24 protein-coding genes and 1 pseudogene are annotated in these 20,415 nt (G+C 39.8%); 7 read left to right on the top strand and 18 right to left on the bottom strand.

Features of this window, described 5'->3' with window-relative positions:
• Positions 1-34: 34 nt before the first annotated feature.
• Positions 35-853 (top strand): class I SAM-dependent methyltransferase, encoded by an 819-nt coding sequence (locus AC1D69_RS15050; RefSeq protein ID WP_495456966.1) that lies wholly within the window; start codon positions 35-37, stop codon positions 851-853.
• Between the two features lie 127 nt (positions 854-980).
• Here AC1D69_RS15050 and thrC read toward each other — a convergent pair whose 3' ends face one another.
• Positions 981-2,375, bottom strand: a complete 1,395-nt coding sequence (gene thrC / locus AC1D69_RS15055; protein ID WP_495456967.1) for a threonine synthase — start codon at positions 2,373-2,375, stop codon at positions 981-983.
• A 235-nt stretch (positions 2,376-2,610) separates the two neighbouring features.
• Between thrC and AC1D69_RS15060 the strand changes: the two genes are divergently transcribed.
• Positions 2,611-3,576 carry an arsenic resistance protein gene (locus tag AC1D69_RS15060; RefSeq protein WP_495456968.1) on the top strand — a complete coding sequence of 322 codons (966 nt, stop codon included), beginning with the start codon at positions 2,611-2,613 and terminating at the stop codon, positions 3,574-3,576.
• 204 nt (positions 3,577-3,780) lie between these two features.
• Here the strand turns inward: AC1D69_RS15060 and AC1D69_RS15065 are convergent, their stop codons facing one another.
• The 16 genes and pseudogenes from AC1D69_RS15065 to AC1D69_RS15140 form a co-directional block, all read right to left on the bottom strand.
• Entirely contained in the window at positions 3,781-4,041 is a 261-nt protein-coding gene (locus tag AC1D69_RS15065) for a CPCC family cysteine-rich protein (RefSeq protein WP_495456969.1), read from the bottom strand.
• Between the two features lie 140 nt (positions 4,042-4,181).
• Positions 4,182-4,664: a hypothetical protein gene (locus AC1D69_RS15070; RefSeq protein WP_495456970.1), complete on the bottom strand. Its 483-nt coding sequence runs from the start codon at positions 4,662-4,664 to the stop codon at positions 4,182-4,184.
• A gap of 151 nt (positions 4,665-4,815) precedes the next feature.
• Positions 4,816-5,214, bottom strand: coding sequence for a DUF4279 domain-containing protein (locus tag AC1D69_RS15075; protein WP_495456971.1), 399 nt, complete (start codon positions 5,212-5,214; stop codon positions 4,816-4,818).
• A gap of 13 nt (positions 5,215-5,227) precedes the next feature.
• Entirely contained in the window at positions 5,228-5,797 is a 570-nt protein-coding gene (locus AC1D69_RS15080; protein ID WP_495456972.1) for a polymorphic toxin-type HINT domain-containing protein, read from the bottom strand.
• A gap of 240 nt (positions 5,798-6,037) precedes the next feature.
• Positions 6,038-6,205: a helix-turn-helix domain-containing protein gene (locus AC1D69_RS15085; protein WP_495457124.1), complete on the bottom strand. Its 168-nt coding sequence runs from the start codon at positions 6,203-6,205 to the stop codon at positions 6,038-6,040.
• A 431-nt stretch (positions 6,206-6,636) separates the two neighbouring features.
• Complete coding sequence (locus AC1D69_RS15090; RefSeq protein WP_495456973.1) at positions 6,637-7,026, bottom strand: hypothetical protein; 390 nt, start codon at positions 7,024-7,026, stop codon at positions 6,637-6,639.
• A gap of 21 nt (positions 7,027-7,047) precedes the next feature.
• A complete protein-coding gene (locus tag AC1D69_RS15095) occupies positions 7,048-7,713 on the bottom strand; it encodes a polymorphic toxin-type HINT domain-containing protein (RefSeq protein WP_495456974.1) in 666 nt (221 codons plus the stop codon).
• On the bottom strand, positions 7,671-8,630 hold the full coding sequence (locus AC1D69_RS15100) for an RHS repeat-associated core domain-containing protein (protein WP_495456975.1): 960 nt from the start codon (positions 8,628-8,630) through the stop codon (positions 7,671-7,673). The genes AC1D69_RS15095 and AC1D69_RS15100 overlap by 43 nt, the downstream gene beginning before the upstream one ends.
• A 114-nt stretch (positions 8,631-8,744) precedes the next feature.
• Positions 8,745-9,083, bottom strand: a complete 339-nt coding sequence (locus AC1D69_RS15105) for a hypothetical protein (RefSeq protein ID WP_495456976.1) — start codon at positions 9,081-9,083, stop codon at positions 8,745-8,747.
• A 12-nt stretch (positions 9,084-9,095) separates the two neighbouring features.
• A complete protein-coding gene (locus AC1D69_RS15110; protein WP_495456977.1) occupies positions 9,096-11,099 on the bottom strand; it encodes a polymorphic toxin-type HINT domain-containing protein in 2,004 nt (667 codons plus the stop codon).
• Between the two features lie 15 nt (positions 11,100-11,114).
• A complete protein-coding gene (locus AC1D69_RS15115) occupies positions 11,115-11,576 on the bottom strand; it encodes a hypothetical protein (protein WP_495456978.1) in 462 nt (153 codons plus the stop codon).
• 137 nt (positions 11,577-11,713) lie between these two features.
• A complete protein-coding gene (locus AC1D69_RS15120; protein WP_495456979.1) occupies positions 11,714-12,016 on the bottom strand; it encodes an Imm32 family immunity protein in 303 nt (100 codons plus the stop codon).
• Positions 12,017-12,397: 381 nt separating this feature from the next.
• Positions 12,398-12,673: an RHS repeat domain-containing protein gene (locus AC1D69_RS15125; protein WP_495456980.1), complete on the bottom strand. Its 276-nt coding sequence runs from the start codon at positions 12,671-12,673 to the stop codon at positions 12,398-12,400.
• Between the two features lie 164 nt (positions 12,674-12,837).
• Positions 12,838-13,176 carry a hypothetical protein gene (locus tag AC1D69_RS15130; RefSeq protein WP_495456981.1) on the bottom strand — a complete coding sequence of 113 codons (339 nt, stop codon included), beginning with the start codon at positions 13,174-13,176 and terminating at the stop codon, positions 12,838-12,840.
• Positions 13,177-13,425: 249 nt separating this feature from the next.
• The gene (locus AC1D69_RS15135; RefSeq protein WP_495456982.1) at positions 13,426-13,827 is read right to left on the bottom strand and encodes a CDI toxin immunity protein; all 402 of its coding nucleotides are present in this window, start codon (positions 13,825-13,827) and stop codon (positions 13,426-13,428) included.
• A 13-nt stretch (positions 13,828-13,840) separates the two neighbouring features.
• Positions 13,841-14,569: pseudogene (locus AC1D69_RS15140) on the bottom strand (polymorphic toxin-type HINT domain-containing protein); the annotation flags it as partial.
• Between the two features lie 163 nt (positions 14,570-14,732).
• On the opposite strand from AC1D69_RS15140, the gene AC1D69_RS15145 reads away from it, so the two are divergent.
• The 5 genes from AC1D69_RS15145 (at position 14,733) to AC1D69_RS15165 (ending at position 19,720) form a co-directional block, all read left to right on the top strand.
• Entirely contained in the window at positions 14,733-15,998 is a 1,266-nt protein-coding gene (locus AC1D69_RS15145) for an MFS transporter (RefSeq protein ID WP_495456983.1), read from the top strand.
• Between the two features lie 272 nt (positions 15,999-16,270).
• Entirely contained in the window at positions 16,271-17,668 is a 1,398-nt protein-coding gene (locus tag AC1D69_RS15150; protein ID WP_495457125.1) for an RNA-guided endonuclease InsQ/TnpB family protein, read from the top strand.
• A 174-nt stretch (positions 17,669-17,842) separates the two neighbouring features.
• Entirely contained in the window at positions 17,843-18,340 is a 498-nt protein-coding gene (locus tag AC1D69_RS15155; RefSeq protein ID WP_495456984.1) for a sigma-70 family RNA polymerase sigma factor, read from the top strand.
• On the top strand, positions 18,327-19,400 hold the full coding sequence (locus AC1D69_RS15160) for an anti-sigma factor C-terminal domain-containing protein (RefSeq protein WP_495456985.1): 1,074 nt from the start codon (positions 18,327-18,329) through the stop codon (positions 19,398-19,400). Before AC1D69_RS15155 ends, AC1D69_RS15160 begins: the two co-directional genes overlap by 14 nt.
• Positions 19,382-19,720 carry a hypothetical protein gene (locus AC1D69_RS15165; RefSeq protein ID WP_495456986.1) on the top strand — a complete coding sequence of 113 codons (339 nt, stop codon included), beginning with the start codon at positions 19,382-19,384 and terminating at the stop codon, positions 19,718-19,720. The genes AC1D69_RS15160 and AC1D69_RS15165 overlap by 19 nt, the downstream gene beginning before the upstream one ends.
• A 190-nt stretch (positions 19,721-19,910) precedes the next feature.
• On the opposite strand, the gene AC1D69_RS15170 is transcribed toward AC1D69_RS15165, so the two are convergent.
• Positions 19,911-20,414 (bottom strand): hypothetical protein, encoded by a 504-nt coding sequence (locus tag AC1D69_RS15170; RefSeq protein WP_495456987.1) that lies wholly within the window; start codon positions 20,412-20,414, stop codon positions 19,911-19,913.
• Between the last annotated feature and the right edge of the window lies 1 nt (position 20,415).

Genomic DNA, 20,415 nt, shown 5'->3' on the forward strand with positions numbered 1-20,415 from the left:
ATCAAAATAATCGTTAAGGAGAGTGATTTGCCCCGTGATTGAAGAGGTACGTCATAACAATGTGGATCGTTTTACCGGCTTTGGTGAGCTATATGATCTTAGTCGTCCTGTCGCTCCTCCAGTAGTCACTGAAATTCTCACAACTTATTTGCGCACCAAACCACAAACCATTCTGGATGTTGGATGTGGTACAGGTCTGTCCTCATTCATATGGCTGGATAGAGCAGAACACATTATCGGATTTGAACCTAGTGATGATATGCGTGAAGTTGCACTGTCCAAATGGGTAGCAAGCGGACAACCTTCAACCCTTGAATTCAGATCAGGTTTATCTCATGAATTAGGATTACCTTCCGAATGTGTAGATATCGTGACCTGTTCCCAGTCCTTCCACTGGATGGAGCCACATAGCACATTACAAGAATTCGCTCGCGTCTTACGTCCTGGAGGTATATTCGCTGCATATGACTACGACTGGCCTCCTATCTTCGACTGGGTGGTCGATGAGCAGTATCAGCAACTTATCAGCTATGCGGATGATCGGGCAGCGCAGTTGGCACCTCAGAAACAGCGTGCACATAAATGGCGCAAAAATGAGCATTTACAACACATCCAGGATTCTGGTTTGTTTCGCTACTCAAGAGAAGTCGTCTTCCACCATAGTGAATGGTGCAATGCTGAACGATATGTGAATATTGCGCTCAGCCAAGGTGGGCTACAGACGGCCCTTAAGTTGGGGGCAGAAGAACTTCACGCTGAAATATCAAAGTTTCGTAAACAGGTCTCACAGGCATTCGCTGGAGAAACCCGCGAGGTTATATTCAGTTATCGGATGCGACTTGGTATTCGATAGTTCATTCGAATCTTTTAGATTTTTAAGGATCATTATACTCAAAGAAATACCAATAGAAATAGCCCACTGACAAGTCATCCCGTCAGTAGGCTATATTGTGTTTCAGCGATATCCCTGTCGCTTATCTTTATTTAGTATAGAAAGCTTCAAGTTCACTTACGATGGCTTCCTTATTATGATCAATAACTAACTGATGTTGTGGCTTAGAGAACAATTGCTCGATCTCTGTTGGGAACTCCTGCTTAATATCACATTGTGCGATCGCTTCATTAAATTTAGCAGGGTGAGCCGTAGCGAACGAGATACAGATTTCATCTTCACCATTGAACGCTTCATAAGCTGCCACACCGCAAGCCGTATGTGGGTCCAGCAAATAATCATACTCTGCTGTATATGTGCTGATCAATTGTAAGCATTGTTCGTTACTAGCTCCATAAGCTTCGAAATCATCTTGTACGCGTACTAAATCGTCTGCGCTAATCACAATCTCTCCAGCGTTCTGAAGATTCTTCATATAAGCGGACACTTTCTCCGCATCTTGACCTAAGAAATAATAGAGATATCTTTCAAAGTTACTCGCCACTTGGATATCCATCGAAGGACTATGTGTACTCTTGAAGTCGCCAGGCTTATATTCACCAGTCTTCACAAACCGCTCAAGAATATTATTCTCATTCGTTGCAATGATTAACTTATGGATCGGCAAGCCCATCATCTTCGCTAGGAAACCTGAGAAGATATTCCCAAAGTTGCCTGAAGGAACACTAACATTCACTTTCTTCGGTTGATCTCCTTGCTCAATTTGGAAATAGGCATAGAAGTAGTAGACTGTCTGTGCTAAGATCCGAACGAAGTTAATCGAGTTGATCGCACGAAGATTATGTTTGCTTTTAAAGTCTAAATCTGCAAATTGCTCTTTAATGAGTTTCTGACAATCATCGAAATTACCTTTTACCGAAAGGTTCAATACGTTCTTATCATCAACTGTAGTCATTTGGAGCTCTTGCACCTTACTTACTTTCTCGTGTGGATGCAGAATACAAATCTTAATACCTTCTTTTCCTCGAACGCCTTGGATCGCGGCTGCTCCTGTATCTCCTGAGGTTGCTCCAAGAATATGAATGATTTTATTCTGCTTCTTGGACACATAAGAATAGAATTCACCCATGAATTGCAAGGCTACATCTTTAAAAGCAAATGTGGGACCGTGAAATAACTCAAGAATGTAGAGAGAATCATTCAATTTCTTCACAGGTGTTACTTCAGGAGAACGGAAACTGGCGTAACTCTTATCCACCATTTCCTTCAGATCTTCATAAGGAATCTCATCATCTATATAAAGTGAGAAAATTTGAAGAAATAACTCCTTATAACTTAACGTACTCCACTCTTTCAACATTGCTGGTGATACCTGTGGGATCGTCTCTGGAATCATTAATCCCCCATCATCTGCTAACCCCATGAGTACTGTATCAATGAACCCTTGAGGCTCTACATGGCCTCTTGTGCTAATATACTTCATACAAATCCCCCATCGAATAATTTAAAATAGTGATCAGAATCCTCTAATAGTTATATCTATAATACATTCAGTTGCAAATATAGCCAATCCCTTATTTTTGGGAGAGCTCTATATGCGGCGCATTCTTGGATTATTTCATTACTTTCTTCGAGTGCAGTACTGTATGATTATAATAGTGAACCTTTAGGTTATAAAACGCCCTTTTACATATCTGATTAGGAGGTTACTCATTCAAGTGATCACAAGAGAACAACTTGAGAATAAACAAATTTGGATCTATGTAGTCTCTCTATTCATTGGAACTATGATAGGCATGGCAAGTCCTAACGTAAGTTCCTTTCTGTACTACACCATTTCTCCCATTCTAGCCATTCTGTTGTATAGCATGTTTGCACAGATTCCTTTTCTCCACCTAAGGAAGTCCCTATCGAACAGAAAATTTATCGCCGCATTACTCATTACTAATTTCATACTCGTTCCCATTGTCGTCTGGCTACTTACACAACTATTCCCACAGACTCCCTCTGTCCTAGTTGGAGTTTACCTTGTTTTACTTACGCCGTGTATCGATTACGTTATTGTGTTCACACAGCTAGGGCGTGGAAATGAGAAGTTAATGTTAGCTGCAACACCGATTCTGTTCGTCGTTCAAATGATATTACTGCCGTTATACCTGTGGTTATTTATAGGAAAAGAAGCGACTAGTATTGTAAAAGTAGGTCCGTTTGTAGAAGCGTTCCTCACCTTGATTGTGTTGCCATTATTTTTTGCCGTACTTACACAAGTATGGGCTAACCGTAGACCCAAGGGACAATCTGTACTACAAGCAACCGCTTGGTTGCCCGTTCCGTTCATGGCACTTGCCCTGATCATTGTCGTGGCATCTCAGATTGAGAAGGTCTATGCCGATTTCAACGTCATTGTTCACGTCATTCCGATTTATGTTGTGTTTCTTATCCTCATGCCAGCAATAGCAAGATTAATGGCTATGCTATTCCATTTAGATATTGGAGCAGGTCGAGCACTCATTTTCAGTTCAGGAACGCGTAACTCACTCGTTGTTCTTCCGTTGGCATTAGCCTTACCGGATGAATGGTCCACGATTGCAGCCGCCGTTATAGTCACGCAGACCATTGTGGAATTGGTTGGGGAATTAATTTACATCCGTCTGGTTCCAGGGTTTGTTCTGCGGGATCAATAGATTAGGTTGTACTAGGAAAAACACATAGAACTAAAAATAGGTCAATCATGGATATTGACCATAATTGACCTATATGACCTTTAGGTTATACTTTTGAATTACTATAGTGGTATTAGATGGGTTAATTGAGTCATTCGGCACTGGGTAGCCCCACCGGAAAGAGAAACCTTAAATGGCATAAGCCAATCAAGGTCAGGAGGGTATCTACTCTAAATTATTCTTTGGCAATTCTTTTGCTAACGGTTCTCTAACCAAGTTCTTATATTGAAGCTTGTACACACCGATTTGTTTGTAATTCTCTCTAGCTTGATATAATGAAATATGATTTGCTCCTATGCTTATGTCAGGCTTAGCATGAGCCACAGCATCAAACTGCCAAAAACATACATCACAAATATCTACAACAACCTCATCTTCGCTTTCTATAGTGAATTTGTCACAGCAAGGACACTGTAGTCTCTTCATATTTCACACTTCCTCTCTTACTTTAACTTCATATTCAAATGTCAATTGCTGAGAAGAGGCTTCTGCAAAGGTGCTGATCCCCCCAGCTGTTTTTAAAAAAACACATGGAGCAATACTCTCTCATGTGGATTTCTAAGTGTTTAGAATAGTTTCAAACCATTTTTAATAAAAATCTGTAATCTAGGTAGAACGCCATCAAGCAGGTTTGGTTCTTCACAGTGTACCGAAAGGATGTAACCAACTAATTCTTCGTGCATGTGTAATACGAATGTTCTATCATAAAATGGTCTTCCTACTTTATGAACTATACATGTAAAGTACCAATCTGCTGTTATGATTTCTTCAATTTCCTCATCTGATTTAGGGGCATACCATATTTGATTGAAATAATAGCCCCCTGGAGGATCGAATGGATGCACCCAATCGCCATTTCTAAATACTTCTCGTTCGTATACTGAGAATGAACTTCCGAACGCCGCTCGTCCTCCGACATAGCCACCGAAAGCCAATGGCTTGTTCTCACACTCGATGACCTCTAGCTTCTCGTTCCAACAGTTGATAACTACTGTAGTATGTGACCGCTTATGTAAATCAACGCCTACATGTGTTATATTTTCAAGCATTTTGTATGTGCATACAGTTGTTTCGGAGAAATATCATACGGAAGTCATGAAGGTTAAGTTCTTATGGACATAACCGCGCCCCATTCATTCGGCACTGGGTAGGGGTAAAAAGAAAGACCTTGAGGATTACCATCTCAAGGTCTTTTACAACTTAATGCAAATACAAATCAAAATCTACCTCTGCATTAATAGCATTAGCAAATTCGATAAAAGAACTTTCCAAGTATATTGCAGGTTTTTGATTCTGTTCAATTTTAATAATAATGAAAATTTTATATATCAAATCAAACTCATTCTTCAAATCAATTAACACAGTTTCTTTGCCTGACATCTTATTAATGAGTTGAGCCAGAACATCTGATACATATAGCGTCTCGACGTAACCTGTGCTGATACTCCAACAACTTTCCTTTCGTTCAACATTCCTTTTACTGAAATTACCTTTTCGGTACTGCTCAGTTGGTTTTATAGCTAAACGCTCTGTTATTTGATCTGGGATGAAGTGATCGCCAATTGCGCTTAACTCCACCATAATAATGGTATTCTCCATATCAGCACCGCTCCTATTTTATTTTCTCACCTGTTGGAATAGGCAATTCGCCACTCTTGTTGTATTTGGGTTTACGCTGAATATAAAGCTCCCCTGTATCCTTATTTACATAAAGGTCATATTCCGCTATCTTTGCTTTTTTCCCGAGTACATCCTTCTTTAATTCATGAGCGTCTATTCCTTTCTGTTTTAGATATTTATCGCTAACTACATCCAAATTACATTTCGTATTATGCACCCAAATACCCAAGTCCGTTACATAATACGTATGGTAATCCGCAACAGTAAAGTTATAGACTGTAACTGGCTCATCCAGTTTAACAAACTCTACCTTGTCAATGGTAAGGTTGCTTCCATCAGCCTTTTCGAGATTGTCCCCTATTTGAAGTTCATCTGCAAACAGCCATCCCTTACTTTCAACCCAGAACGGATGGTTATCGGTCGACTCGATGACTTGCTCCCCAACATGTAACTTAATAATATCATCACGTTGGTTACGGTAAAGATTCGTTACTTCCTTGTAGCCTACTTCTCCATCCGGGTTGTTCTCATCCTTGGAAAGAACCATATCTCCAGACTTCAATGTCTTCGATATTCTTTTCCTCTTCGTTTACGATATCGAGATACGGTTGCTTCGAATGATATGCCTCATACAATCTATTTGCATATGATTTATATGAGTCGCCGTTAATGATATTCGCAATGACGGATTGAATCAGGGTCTTCTTGATATACCTTGGCTGATAAAGTCTCAGGAAGAAATGTACGTTCTCAGAGAGCACTAGATACGGGTTAGCCTCTAACTGGTCAATTCTATAGCGATTTACTTGCCCCCTTCTGCGTACTGTTTTGATGAGATTTTTTCCTCCAGTGAGGTTATAGCCGACTTTACAGTGGATTCACTAATTCCTAAATTACATGCAATAGTCTCTTGAGAGGGAAAGGCTTCTTCGTACGAGTGGGCGACTAGCCGAATCGCACCCCATTCTATGTCAACTGCTCATCAGCAGAGTTTTTTCTTTCGCCGTAACAATCGCTGTAAAGGTCAGTTCAGTTGCGGACAGAATCAAAAAACCTATAAGTTTGCCGCCCTTGCTATGAATAGTCGTGCTATCCTTCCTAAAAGATGCGCCTTCCCTTCACCCTCTCTATCGGAACAGGGTAGTTTACAGTTGCAATTCATTTTGAAAAAACCGTGAGAAAGCGAAGATAACAAAAAACAGGTCAATCATGGTGGTATCTGACCATAATGAACCTGTAATATGTAACGCTAAAGCGCTACTTAGGTTATAAAATTCAAGCATTTATGTGCGTACAGGTATATTAGAGGAATATTATACGGGGGTGATGAGGGTTAAGTTCTTTCGGGACTGGGTGGGGTCAAAAAAAGGACCTTGAGGTAACCCCCAAAGTCAACAAATACTACGAACAATAAATTGAAATAAACTCTATTGATGCTACTAACTCGTCCCAATCGTCAATATCCACTAATTCAAAACATATTCCAGGATATTCGGGCAGTTTGTAAACATAATCCTCTTTTATCCACCTAATGCCAAAATCATTCAGATCAGATAGTGTATTTCCTATACCGATTTTTTCAAGGAATTTCCCTCCGTATTCACCAAACACCGTTATTTGGGTTATGTTTTTTTGATTTTTATCTACCCAAAACTTCATGGTATTTGTTGTTATGGTATAGTGATTGTCTAACTCTTCCTCAGCAAAGGAACTAGATTTTATTTCCCCTTTTAGTTCTTGCATTCCCCATCCAAGTTGAAAAAAGTCGACGCTAACACCGTTAATAATCATGATATTCAAGTCACCTCTTACTCATTGTAATTTAACAACATTTATTCCCTTGTACTCTGTTCCAGTAAGGAAATCTATTACTTGTCCTGTCTTCACATCGATTACCACAGTTTTTCCACCATAGGTAATCGCTCTTTGCTTTGTTCCATTTAATGTGCCTTTACCATTCCATGTTCCTTCAACAATTGTTGCACTTGAATTCTTCTGATAGGTATTGGCAAAATCTTTAGCCGCTGCATCATATTCCTTTTTAGAAGCGTAACCCATATTTTTACCCCATTTGTCGAAATGATCACCCAATTGATACATCTTTTTATCCGATAAACTAATGGGATTAATACAGTTCGTATTATGCACCCAAATACCCAAGTCCGTCACATAATACGTATGGTAATCAGCAACTGTAAAGTTGTAAACCGTAACAGCCTCATCAAGTTTAACGAACTCAACCTTATCAATCGTAAGATTGTTACCATCAGCCTTCTGGAGTTTATCCCCTACTTGCAGTTCATCTGCAAACAGCCAACCCTTACCTTCCACCCAGAAAGGATGGTTGTCGGTCGTCTCAATAACCTGCTCACCAACATATAACTTAATTATATCATCACGTTGGTTGCGGTAAAGATTAGTTACTTCCTTATAGCCTACTTCTCCATCCGGGTTGTTCTCATCCTTGGCGAGAACCATATCTCCGACTTCAATGTCTTCGATATTCTTCTCCCATCGTCTGTCAGAACCTCAGTACCCGTGGTGAAGCAATTGCATTTAGAAGCCCACTTTGCCACCTTTTTATAAGCCGCTTTTGCGCCTTTTCCGACTGCTTTTCCAGCTACCTTACCTGCTTTTGCTACAATTTTCCCAGCCGGAACTACACCGGCTAATCCAATAACTCTATCTGCTGTTGATATTTTCGCACCAGTCACTAAACTTTTCCCAGTTGCTGCTTCTTGAATGCTTTTAGCTGCGCCTATATAGGGTATGAAGTCAACTCCACAATCTCCGACCTCTCTCCAACTACTTACACCACAATGCCCACTAGGATCCACATTTGTTAACGGATTATTCTCCACATACGAATACAAATTCATACTTAACGGATTCGTAAGTTCTCCTTCATACGTATCTCTGGATACAAATCGTGCGGTATTAGGATCATACCAACGAGCGCGCAGATATTGAAGTCCAGTATCGCTGTCCCAATATTCACCGGAGTAGCGGAATACGTTCGGAACGTCTTCTTTCTCATTCGTTGGGTTACCCCAAATATCATAGCTGTAACTATTCAGTTCATTACCATCTTTATCGGTTAACCCAACGACATCACCATGTCCATTAAACTGGTAGTACTCCATGCCATTGGTTTTGCTCTGACGAGCCCAAAGACGGCCATCCAGATCATAAATATAGAAGTAGGATACTCGAGGTGCGTTATCTACTCCAATGGTAGCTTCTGCTAGGAGCTTGCCTTCCTCATCATAATAGTAACGGATCCGTTGATCCTTGGTCACACGTTCATATAATAGGCCATCTCCATTGTAGCTATAGGTAACATCGACAGTCTCTTTTCCTTGACCCTGACCTGTAACTCCAATCAATCGATCCAATGTATCAAAGGTATATGTGTTATTCGTTGAAAGATGAATTCATTCGGCAATGGGTAGCCCCCACAACAAAAAACCGCAGGAGATGCACTCCTGCGGTTTTTTGTTGTACTATTTCTAGCTACTATAAATCATGATTTCGTTAAATGAGAAATTCGGTTTGAACAATACTTCAAGTTGCTTCTTACTATTATCACAATAGATAATCAATCGGTTATCATTTCTAGTTATTTTTATGACATCTTTCAATTTCAATTCTACTATAGGAACACTATAACTTTGGTGATTTAAACTAATTAGACATTCATTCTCATAAACAGATATAGTCAACACTAGTTTAAATCCAAAATCATCTATTTTACTGTAAATACACATCCCTGCTTCATATTCTCCAATTACTACTGGTTCAGTTTCAAATAACTCTAACAAGTCATATTCACTGAATTGAATAAACATTTGAATCTCCTCCTATTGTGGTATAACTGTAATGACATCTCCATTTGAATTAGTGACTACTTTTAATTTGTCACTCTGATATACGAAGGTTCCCTGTGTATTTCCCGAAGTCTTAGTTCCATATTTGATGGTATTCTCTACTACACTCGGAGTAACCCCGCGTGGTTCAATTTGTTTGTTGATGAAGTCATTATACTCCTTAGTTCCAGGTTTCAATCCGCTCTGATTTGCTCTTTGATATGCTCTTGTTGTTAATTCTGCTCTTACCTCCGGCGTATTGGGAGCCATTCTCTCCAATGCATGTTCTGAGTATTTTCGACTGCTTATTGTTCCCCCACCTTTAGGCATACTCCATCCTGTATTAGCCGTGCTCTTACGAGACGGTTTTGCACTAATTGGTAGCTTCTTTATAATCCTTGCTTGGCTCAGTGTTGTATTTAAATTTTTCGAGGCCTTAATGGTTGTACCTGGTTTAATGGATGTAGACTTTCCGACCGACGCTTTAGTAGAAGATTTCACACTACTACCCATACCGGATCTACCTATGCTTTGTCCAGAACTAACTCGTCCTCCTATATTATTGTATCCGCAATTGTGGGTCCATAGCTTCAGATTCGTTACAAAATAGTTATGGTTTTTATGCACACGGAAGTTATAGACGGTCGTTTCTTCAGCTTTTATTTCAATCTGATCAATCTTGTATTCCTTTCCTTCATCATCTATCAAACTATCGCCAACTTGCAACCCTCGGCTCTCCATCCAACCTATACCTGCTACCCAGAATGGATGCTCTGCCGTGGTTACGATTTCTGTTTCGTTGACATGAATATGATACGTTTCATTCGTAATACGATTAAACGTTTCCTCAACTGGCTGATAGCTCAGTTCGCCGCTCTCTTCCTCTTTTGTCAATACACGGTCGTTTACCTGAATGTCTTCAACCGCCTTCGGACCTTTCGATGTTTCGATTACAGTACCTGATGCAAAACATAGAAAAGCACAACTTAACGTCAGGTGTCCACTAGGATCCACATTTGTTAACGGATTATTCTCCACATACGAATACAAATTCATACTTAACGGATTTGTGAGTTCCCCTTCATACGTATCCCTAGATACGAACCGTGCGGTATTGGGATCATACCATCGAGCGCGTAGGTATTGAAGTCCAGTATCGCTGTCCCAATATTCTCCGGAGTAACGGAATACGTTCGGAACGTCTTCTTTCTCATTCGTTGGGTTACCCCAAATATCATAGCTGTAGCTATTCAGTTCATTACCATCTTTATCGGTTAACCCAACAACATCACCATGTCCATTAAACTGGTAGTACTCCATGCCATTGGTCTTACTCTGACGAGCCCAGAGTCGGCCATCCAGATCATAAATATAGAAGTAGGATACTCGAGGTGCGTTATCCGCTCCAACGGTCGCTTCCGCTAGGAGCTTACCTTCCTCATCATAATAATAGCGGATCCGTTGATCCTTGGTCACACGTTCATATAATAAGCCATCTCCATTGTAGCTATAGGTAACATCAATAGCTTCTTTTCCTTGACCTTGACCTGTAACTCCAATCAATCGATCCAATGTATCAAAGGTATATTTCCTATTCTTCAATCCGGAAATTTGGCCACCTGCTATGGTCAGCCGGTTCCCTTGATCATCATACGTGAACGTTTTGTCCTTTCCATCACTTTGTTCACTCTCAATTCTACTTAGAGAATCATACGTGAACTGGTCCGTCGTTCCGTTCTGTGTTCGATTTATAATATTCTTGTTGTTATCATAGTCGTAGGTGAACTGCTGGGAAGATGAAACTCCTCCAATGTTCACACCCGATAAATCGTAACTATTGTAACTAAAGGTTGTACTTAAGCTATTGGATGATGCTTGACGTTTCAATAAGCTGTTAGCTTCATATTCAAATGTCATTTGCTGAGAAGCGGCTCTCGCAAGGGTGCTGATCCCTCCAGTTGGTTTATAAAAATCCACATGGAGCGAATACTCTCTCATGTGGATTTTTAAATGTTAGACTAGTTTTAGACCATTTTCAAAAAAAATCTGTAATCTAGGTAGAACTTCATCAATCACGTTTGGTTCTTCAATGTATACCGAAAGGATGTAACCATCTAATTCATCGTGCATGTGTAATACGAATGTTCTATCATAAAATGGCCTTCCTACTTTATGAACTATACATGTAAAGTACCAATCTTCTGTAATGATTTCTTCGATTTCCTTATCTGATTTAGGAGCATACCATATATGATTGGAATAATAGCCCCCTGGAGGATCGAATGGATGCACCCAATCACCATTTCTAAATACTTCTCGTTCGTATACTGAGAATGAATTAAATTGAGTTATACCATTAGTCATAAACAACAATTCATCTCCATCTGCAACAAAAGAATGAAGTAAATTTATTACTTCTATATTGCCTTTATCTTCGGACTTATGATATAAATTATGAAAATGATACGCCTCCACACTAAATCTCTCCTTTAAAGATTATCATAGTAGTCCATTCCATCTCGGTCTTGATAGTGAGTTCTTCTTATATGTAAAAATTCATATTATAGATAAATTAATTGTTCCTGCCCTTAAAATATTCATCAATAACATCTTCATCTACATCCTACTATGAATTTACTACTATTTGGTGTTAAAAAAATGCCTAGGGTTTGAACCATCCAATCTTTACTAGCTGGTTCTAAATGATAATGTTTTCCTTCTTTATAGTTATGAGCTAATCGTATCAATTCAGTTCCTAAGCCTAAAAGGGCATTTTTGCTTAAGAATAACGATACTTTCGATTGCTTTGTTATGTCATTTCCCTCGCTATCAAAAACTTGCAATACGCCAACGTTATCTGCTTGATTTTCAAATTCATCATTATCATCATTTTCTATATCAATTACATATTTCACAACATTTCCTCCTTTTAAAATCTATCAATTATATTTCCATACTTATCTACCACAATATGATATGACTCTCTGGATTTCCATTTACCAGCAGATGTTCGTTCCACTTGTAAAAGTGTAGCCTGTACGAGCTTGATTATTGTAGGTATACCCGATCTGAGCACCATCCGGGTAGCGTAAAGTCTGTAATGATCCATCCAATGGATTATATTTTATACTGTGTCTCCCATGGACTGGACATCGACCATACTTGTACGTCGTCCTACCGCATCGTAGGTGTATGGTATTCCTTCACTTAGGGTTGTAATTCCCGTTACTAAATTATCATCATTATACTTATATTCGGTCGTCTGTCCCGTATAGTTGATAAACTTAATTACATTGCTACCTGATCAATCTACCTAGAGCATCATACGTAGATGTCGTAATTTGTCCATTACCATCCTGACTAGTGAGAACATCACCATCCAGATCATATGTCCATTTCGCTAGAGGTATGAAACTACCATTATTGCCTTCTTCTTGCAATGTGATCTGTCCTAATAAGTCGGACTGTTCTCTTTGTTTATTCCCACTCGCATCTTTATAAGTGGTCGTAAGATGCGCCAAGTCATAATCTACTATATCTTCTGTAAGATCGGCATAAATCGTGCGTTTCAACCCACTAAAGGCATCATACGAATATAACGTAGAGGTTTGTTCAGCGTTATCTTACTTGATTGAAGATAAAGCGATTCATTCGGCAATGGGTTGGGGTAAAAGAAAAACCTTGAAGGATTTGATTCCCCAAGGTCAATCTACAGGTATTAGATACAAACTATCCTTTAATATCTCCCAAAGTATTCATCTGAGAACTCACCATCAATATTATAATCAACATGATAGTAGAAAAATTGAATCCCTGTCTTTGGATGAACCAAGTCAAAACAAATTCTAAAATAAGGGAACTCCCTATCAAAACTATTTACGAATATACTTACATATTTATACTGTATTCTTAAATCTGAATAACTTAAGCCATTTGGCAAACTCGCCTCATCATCTTTCAGAAAATTGGTTGAGCATTTACAAACAAGTTCTTCAAGTATTTTTTGGGTAGAATCCTTCATCTTTTCAAAGTCATAACTGAGATTAAAAGTCTGTTCTATTGACTTCAAATCCATTCCTCTCACCACCTTTCATCAACTATTTACCGCTGGTCATGTAATCAAATACCATCGCGCCATTCTCATCCATTCTTCCATAGACCCTTACATGGTTTGGTGCTCCTGCAACTTTCGGCAATGGGTTGGGGTTAAATATGAGGTTCTCGCCCCAAGGTCTCCCACATCAATATCCGTATGCTTTGAGTGTTGTGGGGGTAAAGAAAGACCTTGGAGATAAATACCCAAGGTCTTAGCAGAATTACTTTATTACTGTTTAAGATAACCTACTGTTATTTCACCTTCATGATAAAACTCGATTACATATTTTTGTTCAGGACAGTAAATCCATGTATCGAAACCAACCGCTGTTACATCATCAATATACTCAAATACTTTATTTAATTTACTTTTCACAATTGGCAAATGAGCCCCATCCCATATTATTAATACATCAGAGCTAACAAAATCAAAGTGTTTTTGTAAAACAGCAATTATTTCATTACATGTGTTAACCTTGTGCTTTTCACCTACCTTTCCCCAGTCAATTCTACCATTCATTGAGATTGGGTAATTTCCAGTCATCAATCGGGTGTATTCATTCCGTTGATTAAGGGGTAGTACTTCGATTTCAGGTAGGAGTACCTCAATACATTCATCAAATAAAGTCATACTAACCACCTTCCTATTTATTTAACATATCGATGTAAGACTTGAATGTAGCTTCGTTTCCTTCAAATGGAATATAGGCTTTGTAAGCTTTGTCTCCCTTACCATTACTAAAATCATCGATATTAATATGCATACCTTTTTCTGAATCCCAATCAAGTCTCCAACGTTTTTTACCATCGGCTGATGTTCTACCAATTACTTTATCATACCCATAGCTACTTTCCATTCCACCAATCCAAGCTTTTGAACCCTCACCAAAGTCTCCCAGTATTTCCGTCACCTGATTTCGTGCTTGTTCGTATGTTTTGACGTTTGGCAACTTACACTCAATATTATGAACCCAAATGCCTAAGCTACTAACAAAGTAAGTATGAAAATCAGCAACAGTGAAGTTGTATACTTTAACTTTCGTATCATGATTTACAATTTCAATGTTGTCAATCTTTAGATAATTTCCTTTACTTTGAACTAGCCTATCCCCCACCTTCAAGTCTACAGCAAGTACCCATCCTTTGCCTTCAACCCAAAATGGATGATTATCGGTAGTTTCAATAATTTGGTCTCCAACGGAAAGCTTATACGTCGTATCCTTCTCATTTCGATGTAGTTGGATTACTTCCTTGTAAGCCTGTTCTCCAGTTTCTTCATTCTTAGAAAGAACCTTATCTCCTACCTCGATTTCCTCAATAGGTTTCTCCCCTTCGTCTGTTAGAACCTCAGTACCCGCGGTGAAGCAATTACACCCTTTAGAAGCCCACCATGTCACCTTTTCATAAGCCACTTTTGCCCTTGTACTTAAATAAAACTAAAATTTAATCCTATTTCCTCTTCCCAAATAGCCCACAATGACTTATGGTTATATAGGAAAAATATCCATATAGACAATAAAATAGGAGTGTATAACAATGTCAAATGCAAACGCGACACATGCGTCGCCCATGAATGGTAATTTATTCAGGAACAGGTTCTACCAGACCATACTCATCTCAAATTTATTTCTGCAAATCGGAATATGGGTCAGAAACTTCGCCATTCTCATGTTTGTTACCGATCAGACAAATAACGATCCTATGGCAATTTCACTTATTTCTGTTGTTGAATTTGCACCGATCTTTGTATTCTCCTTCATCGGAGGTGCGTTCGCTGACCGTTGGCGACCTAAACGAACCATGATCTGGTGTGATTTTCTTTCCTCCATTTCAGTGCTTATCGTCCTAATGACGTTACTCTACGGTTCATGGGAGACCATCTACTTCGCCACTTTCGTCTCCGCGATACTCTCACAGTTTTCTCAGCCATCCGTCATGAAACTATTCAAGCAACATGTCCATCCAGATCAGCTTCAGCAAGGTATGGCATTGTTCCAATCCCTTATGGCCATCTTTATGATTATGGGACCCGCTCTTGGTATTTTTTCATATAATCAATTCGGGATTCATATCTCCATAGCTGTAATGGGTGTTGCGTTCTTATTGTCTGCTCTTATTCTCTTCCGTCTCCCGCCTGATGAAGTACAGGTGGCAACTCATGAAACTAAAGCTCTAAATTTACGCAAAGAACTGGCTGATGGGTTTCGATATGTATGGAAAAGCCCCGTATTGAAGGTCCTTGCAGCTACATTTGCCATTGCTGGTTTTTCTATTGGCATCATACAGACTCTGGGGCTGTTTGTAGTTACCGAGCGACTTGGTCAGGATAAAGAATTCCTACAATTCCTCTTGATGGTTAATGGTGCCGCAATGCTGGTTGGTGGTGCTCTTATTATGACCCTAGCCAAAAAGGTATCTCCACAAATGTTACTTGCTTTTGGCATGAGCATTAGTGCCTTATGTATTGTTGGTATGGGACTATCCACAAGCGTTCCTCTCACATTAGCACTTCAGTTTCTAAATGGACTCACGATGCCTTGTATTCAAATCGGAATCAACACGTTAATTCTGCAATGGACAGAACAATCCTACGTTGGTCGTGTAAACGGTGTACTCAGTCCAATGTTTATGGGTATGATGGTCATCATGATGTCATTAGCAGGCGTTCTCAAAAGTCACTTTCCAATCGTAGAAATCTATTGTGTATCCGGAGTGATTATGCTAATAGGCGCTCTGATCTTGGTTCCAATCTTCAAGCACAAACCTTCTATTGCTACAGAATCACCCACCGCTCAAGGTTAGGGTTCTCGGTCGATACACTTCTCACTCATTCACGCTATCTTCACATAAGAGAACACAGCCCTTAATCAATTACGATTAAGGGCTGTGTTTTTTCTATCATTTTTCGCCGAGAGGACTCCCACTTCTATAAGTAGTGAGGTGAATCGGCGACCTCCTGAATAATTCCACAAGATGTTCTTCCCTTCTTATATCTTAAGAGGTATAATAGAAATAGAACGTATGTTCGCATCATGCGACTGTAAGGGGGTGAAGCTTTGTCAGATTCAAAGTCAATGTACAGAACCTATCAAGTGTGGGTTAAGCCTGGTCATCGCTTGTTTGCGTACCTCGATCAAGCATGTCAGGATGCCAAGAATCTGTATAACACGACCAACTTTTACATCCGACAGATCGTTACCGCTTTTGGGAAGAATGAGCCTCTTCAGCCGTTGCAACAGGAAGTTCTGGACACGCTGGCGTCCCATATTGACGTCATGAACGAACGACGAAGAGAAAAGAACCGTTCCCATCCGTTCAAGCTACCCTCGCAAGAGAGTCCTTTTGTTCATTATAACTTCTTGGATGCTTTGTTCAAGGTGATGAATCAAATCGATTATCGGGCGCTCCCAACGCAGTGCAGTCAGGGAATCATGAAGGTGGTGTTCCACAATTGGAATGCCTTCTTTGCCAGTATCAAGGACTACCGCCAGCATCCTGAGAAGTACAACGGCAAGCCTAATATTCCGGGGTACGTTCGGAACAGGGTGAAGGAAGTCATATTCTCCAATCAAGATTGTGTGATCAAAGAACGGAAATGTCTCAAGTTTCCAAAGACCAAGCTACAACTGAACATCGGTAAACTGGGCTGTATTGACGGGCAACTGATGCAAGTGCGTGTTGTTCCAAGCCATGGACAATACGTGGTTGAAATGATCTTCGCTTATCCTATGGAAAAGAAGGAAGCGGTACAAGAACACGTGCTGGCCATTGATCTTGGCGTCGACAATCTTGCAACCATCGTCACGACGACCGGAGCAAAACCGCTCATCGTGAAGGGCAAGATCGTTAAAGCAATCAATCAGTATTACAACAAGATGAAGGCGTACTATACCTGCATTCTTCGTCAGGGCAAGGAACTACGCGAAGGAGCGTACACGTCCAGACGATTAGGACGACTCCATTTGAAGCGCCACCGTAGGATCAAAGACATCTTCCACAAGGTAAGTCATCATATCGTTACGTTGGCAGTGGAGCATAACATCGGTACGATCGTAATTGGGCATAACGATGGATGGAAGCAAGCGCCCGGGATCGGACGACGAAACAATCAGTCCTTCAGTCATATTCCCCATCAGATGCTCATCGAGATGATCAAGTATAAGGCAACAGAACAGGGAATAGTCGTTATCCTGACCGAAGAGGCGTATACCTCGAAAGCTAGTTTCCTAGATCTAGACCCCTTGCCGAGTTATGGCGAAAAGGGGACATGGACCTTCTCAGGCAAACGGGTGTATCGCGGTCTGTATAAGAATTGTAAGGGCTTAATACATGCCGATGTAAATGGCGCAGCCAATATTATGCGAAAAGTATTCCCAAACGTATCCGCCAAAGGAGCGAATGGGATAGAGGGGTTGGATGGTAACCAGACCATCAACGTGTCAACTCCACTGATGTTAAGCATCCTGAAATAAGTTGGATGATACATCAGAAACCCCCACTTCAGCCAAAGCGACAGCGTTGGTAAGTGGCGGGAGTATTCATTAAATAATCAATAATGGAGATGCCTAGACGATTCACCCATGAATTTGTCTCTTTTTGCAACTTTTTTAACATGCTATACGTGGTTACAGTGAAAGGAGCACACCATGGAATTAGAGCTTCTGTACCAACGGTATGTTAATGATCTATACCGATATTTGTTTTCTCTTACAAACGATCATTATTTAGCCGAAGACATGGTGCAAGAAACATTTTTTCGCGCATATTTGCATTTAGAGAATAATGATATAGAAGTCATTAAACCCTGGCTGTTCAAGGTTGGATACCATGTATTCATTGATTACACACGTAAACGAAAGAGAATCATTCTACAAGATACTTTGGAGGATCAACTAGATTTGCAGACCCCCGAACATGGTGTAATGGAAAAGGAAGGACTAGATCAGTTACTTGCACTCATTCATGCTTTGCCTGAACATGAAGCCCATGTTATTTTACTATGCGACTTCCATCAGTTGAAACTCCACGAAGCTGCTGATGTACTGAACCTTAATCTAAATACATTAAAGAGCCATTTGTTACGTGGTCGAAAAAAATTGAAAGTCATACTACAAAGAGAGGTACTGATGAATGAAGGATCATAAGATGGATGACTCAGAGGACATAACATTAGAGAAGGACAATGATTACTCCAAATATCTTAATCGAGCACTGACCGACTATCAATCGATCCACAAGTTAACCGAAACTCAAGAACGGAGAATTATAAAGACAGCTAAATTTCAGGCCAAAGTGAGTACAATCCTCATTATTCTTGCCATTCTTTTATTAGTGTTACCTGTTCTGACCTTAGGTTCTTGTCTATATTATAGCCGTGAGAAAAATCTGTTATTAGATATCGTTAGTAAAACTATTTATGTAACAGAACCAAACACCAAGTTGGCAAGGCCCAACTCCAAATTAGCAGTACAGCCAATAGATAAACGAATCGGAATTTTCTCAATGGACGCTCTTTTCCCTACCCTTAAACGAATTGGAAAAGAAGATATACGAACTGGAGAATATGATGTCCATTTTTTTATGGATCATGTTTCTAAGGTTACATATAATCATTTAGTTGACAAACCCGTTCCTGATGTATTCGATACGTCAGAGAGTACTGGATTCTTACATCCAGATGAGCCGATGGTATTCGATCAATACAGAGATTTAGAAGTACTGAATGGCATGACATCTGGAACTGTAGCAGAACTCTATGTATCATTTGATAAAATAATCTCACCCGATCAAGTGAAAGATATTTCAACTAATCTCGATATTGATATTGTATGGGTTGTTGTAGATACAGGCTCTTCTCAAAAAGATGATGATGGCGTGTTTACGGCACCTATTGGATATCCATTTCAACCAGACGATGATTTTTGGTCTCCGTTCTTTGTTTCAACAGGTGAGTCAACAACCAATGAAGAGCGATTTATATCGATTCTAAATCAATTATCTAAGAATGAACAGTTAGCTACCAAAGTGTCTAGAGCACTCTCACTCTCTCTTCCTCAAAGATTAGCTTATATCAAGGAGCATGGCATACAAATATATGGCATGGTCGTAACCGGACCTGTTGATGAATTGAAAAAAATAGAAACTAACCCGATCATTCGTACTCTAAAAGTGGAGGATTCGAGAATATGGAACTGGCATTCTTAAAAAAACACGATCCACACAGCAGAAAAAAGTCGGTTATAAACCAACTATTCTCTCTAGCAGGTCTGATCTCTTTTCTTTGTGGACTTCTATTATTAGCTCTTATAAATATAAGCTTACTTCTACAAGATCTAGAGATGATGTATTTAATTCCTCCGGAAGCTGTGTTTATACCAGGTTTATTACTTGGGTTGATAGGTATTTGTAAAAGAAGGGGATCACGAACCTATACTTGGTGGGGATTAGGCCTCAATATGATAATAATAGGGTTTTATTATAGTGGTTTTGTAGCATGGTATATAAATACTAATACAAACACTTGAATGTTGCCGATTGTTCACACTCACTCATAACTCAAATAGGCAGCTGACGATTTCGTCGGTTGCCTATTTATTGCGAATCTTCTCTCTGTACAGTATTTCCTGTTATTCAAATCCCATTTCATACCGTCACCTTCGCTACTCCATACATACTTCATTGCTGTCTGTAAGGCACTGATTAAGACTTAGGGCATCAATCTTTTGACAGATTAAATCCTTCTTCCCACAAATATTCCTTCGCCTCTTCTAGCGTTCCGAATACCATTTCAATAACAGTTCCCGTGTAGACATACCATAGATCCTCATCACGTGTAAGCGTAAGCGATTCACCATCAGCATTAATCCACACTTCAGAACCGTAGACATGACCCTTCTCACGGACATCGTCATCGTCATTTGCAGATTCAACCACTTCTCCACTGCTAGAAAGAGAACGAATGGAGGCATCTACAAGTTCCCTTAATTCCTCAGCAGTATAGTCTCGAATATTCACGAATCCCCTATCATCAGGGGCATAACCCGGTAGAAGACCTGCATAGATGAATCCATTACCATTCGGATGGAGATGAAGGGCAACCGTCTTCTTATCCGACTTACTCTCCTCATAGTGGAAATTCACTCGACCGAGCGAGACGTTCTTTCGTTGTAATTCAGGGTAAGATTCTAGAATCTCAAGTTTCTGTTCAAAAGATAACATA

The sequence above is a fragment of the Paenibacillus sp. Y301 genome (assembly GCF_059445505.1).

Coding starts and splice junctions, on each gene's coding strand:
- thrC (WP_495456967.1), bottom strand. CDS start 2,375: ATGAAGTATATTAGCACAAGAGGCCATGTAGAGCCTCAAGGGTTCATT.
- AC1D69_RS15065 (WP_495456969.1), bottom strand. CDS start 4,041: ATGAAGAGACTACAGTGTCCTTGCTGTGACAAATTCACTATAGAAAGC.
- AC1D69_RS15070 (WP_495456970.1), bottom strand. CDS start 4,664: ATGCTTGAAAATATAACACATGTAGGCGTTGATTTACATAAGCGGTCA.
- AC1D69_RS15075 (WP_495456971.1), bottom strand. CDS start 5,214: ATGGAGAATACCATTATTATGGTGGAGTTAAGCGCAATTGGCGATCAC.
- AC1D69_RS15090 (WP_495456973.1), bottom strand. CDS start 7,026: ATGATTATTAACGGTGTTAGCGTCGACTTTTTTCAACTTGGATGGGGA.
- AC1D69_RS15095 (WP_495456974.1), bottom strand. CDS start 7,713: ATGGTTCTCGCCAAGGATGAGAACAACCCGGATGGAGAAGTAGGCTAT.
- AC1D69_RS15105 (WP_495456976.1), bottom strand. CDS start 9,083: ATGTTTATTCAATTCAGTGAATATGACTTGTTAGAGTTATTTGAAACT.
- AC1D69_RS15110 (WP_495456977.1), bottom strand. CDS start 11,099: ATGAGAGAGTATTCGCTCCATGTGGATTTTTATAAACCAACTGGAGGG.
- AC1D69_RS15130 (WP_495456981.1), bottom strand. CDS start 13,176: ATGGATTTGAAGTCAATAGAACAGACTTTTAATCTCAGTTATGACTTT.
- AC1D69_RS15135 (WP_495456982.1), bottom strand. CDS start 13,827: ATGACTTTATTTGATGAATGTATTGAGGTACTCCTACCTGAAATCGAA.
- AC1D69_RS15145 (WP_495456983.1), top strand. CDS start 14,733: ATGTCAAATGCAAACGCGACACATGCGTCGCCCATGAATGGTAATTTA.
- AC1D69_RS15150 (WP_495457125.1), top strand. CDS start 16,271: ATGTACAGAACCTATCAAGTGTGGGTTAAGCCTGGTCATCGCTTGTTT.
- AC1D69_RS15155 (WP_495456984.1), top strand. CDS start 17,843: ATGGAATTAGAGCTTCTGTACCAACGGTATGTTAATGATCTATACCGA.
- AC1D69_RS15160 (WP_495456985.1), top strand. CDS start 18,327: ATGAAGGATCATAAGATGGATGACTCAGAGGACATAACATTAGAGAAG.
- AC1D69_RS15165 (WP_495456986.1), top strand. CDS start 19,382: ATGGAACTGGCATTCTTAAAAAAACACGATCCACACAGCAGAAAAAAG.
- AC1D69_RS15170 (WP_495456987.1), bottom strand. CDS start 20,414: ATGTTATCTTTTGAACAGAAACTTGAGATTCTAGAATCTTACCCTGAA.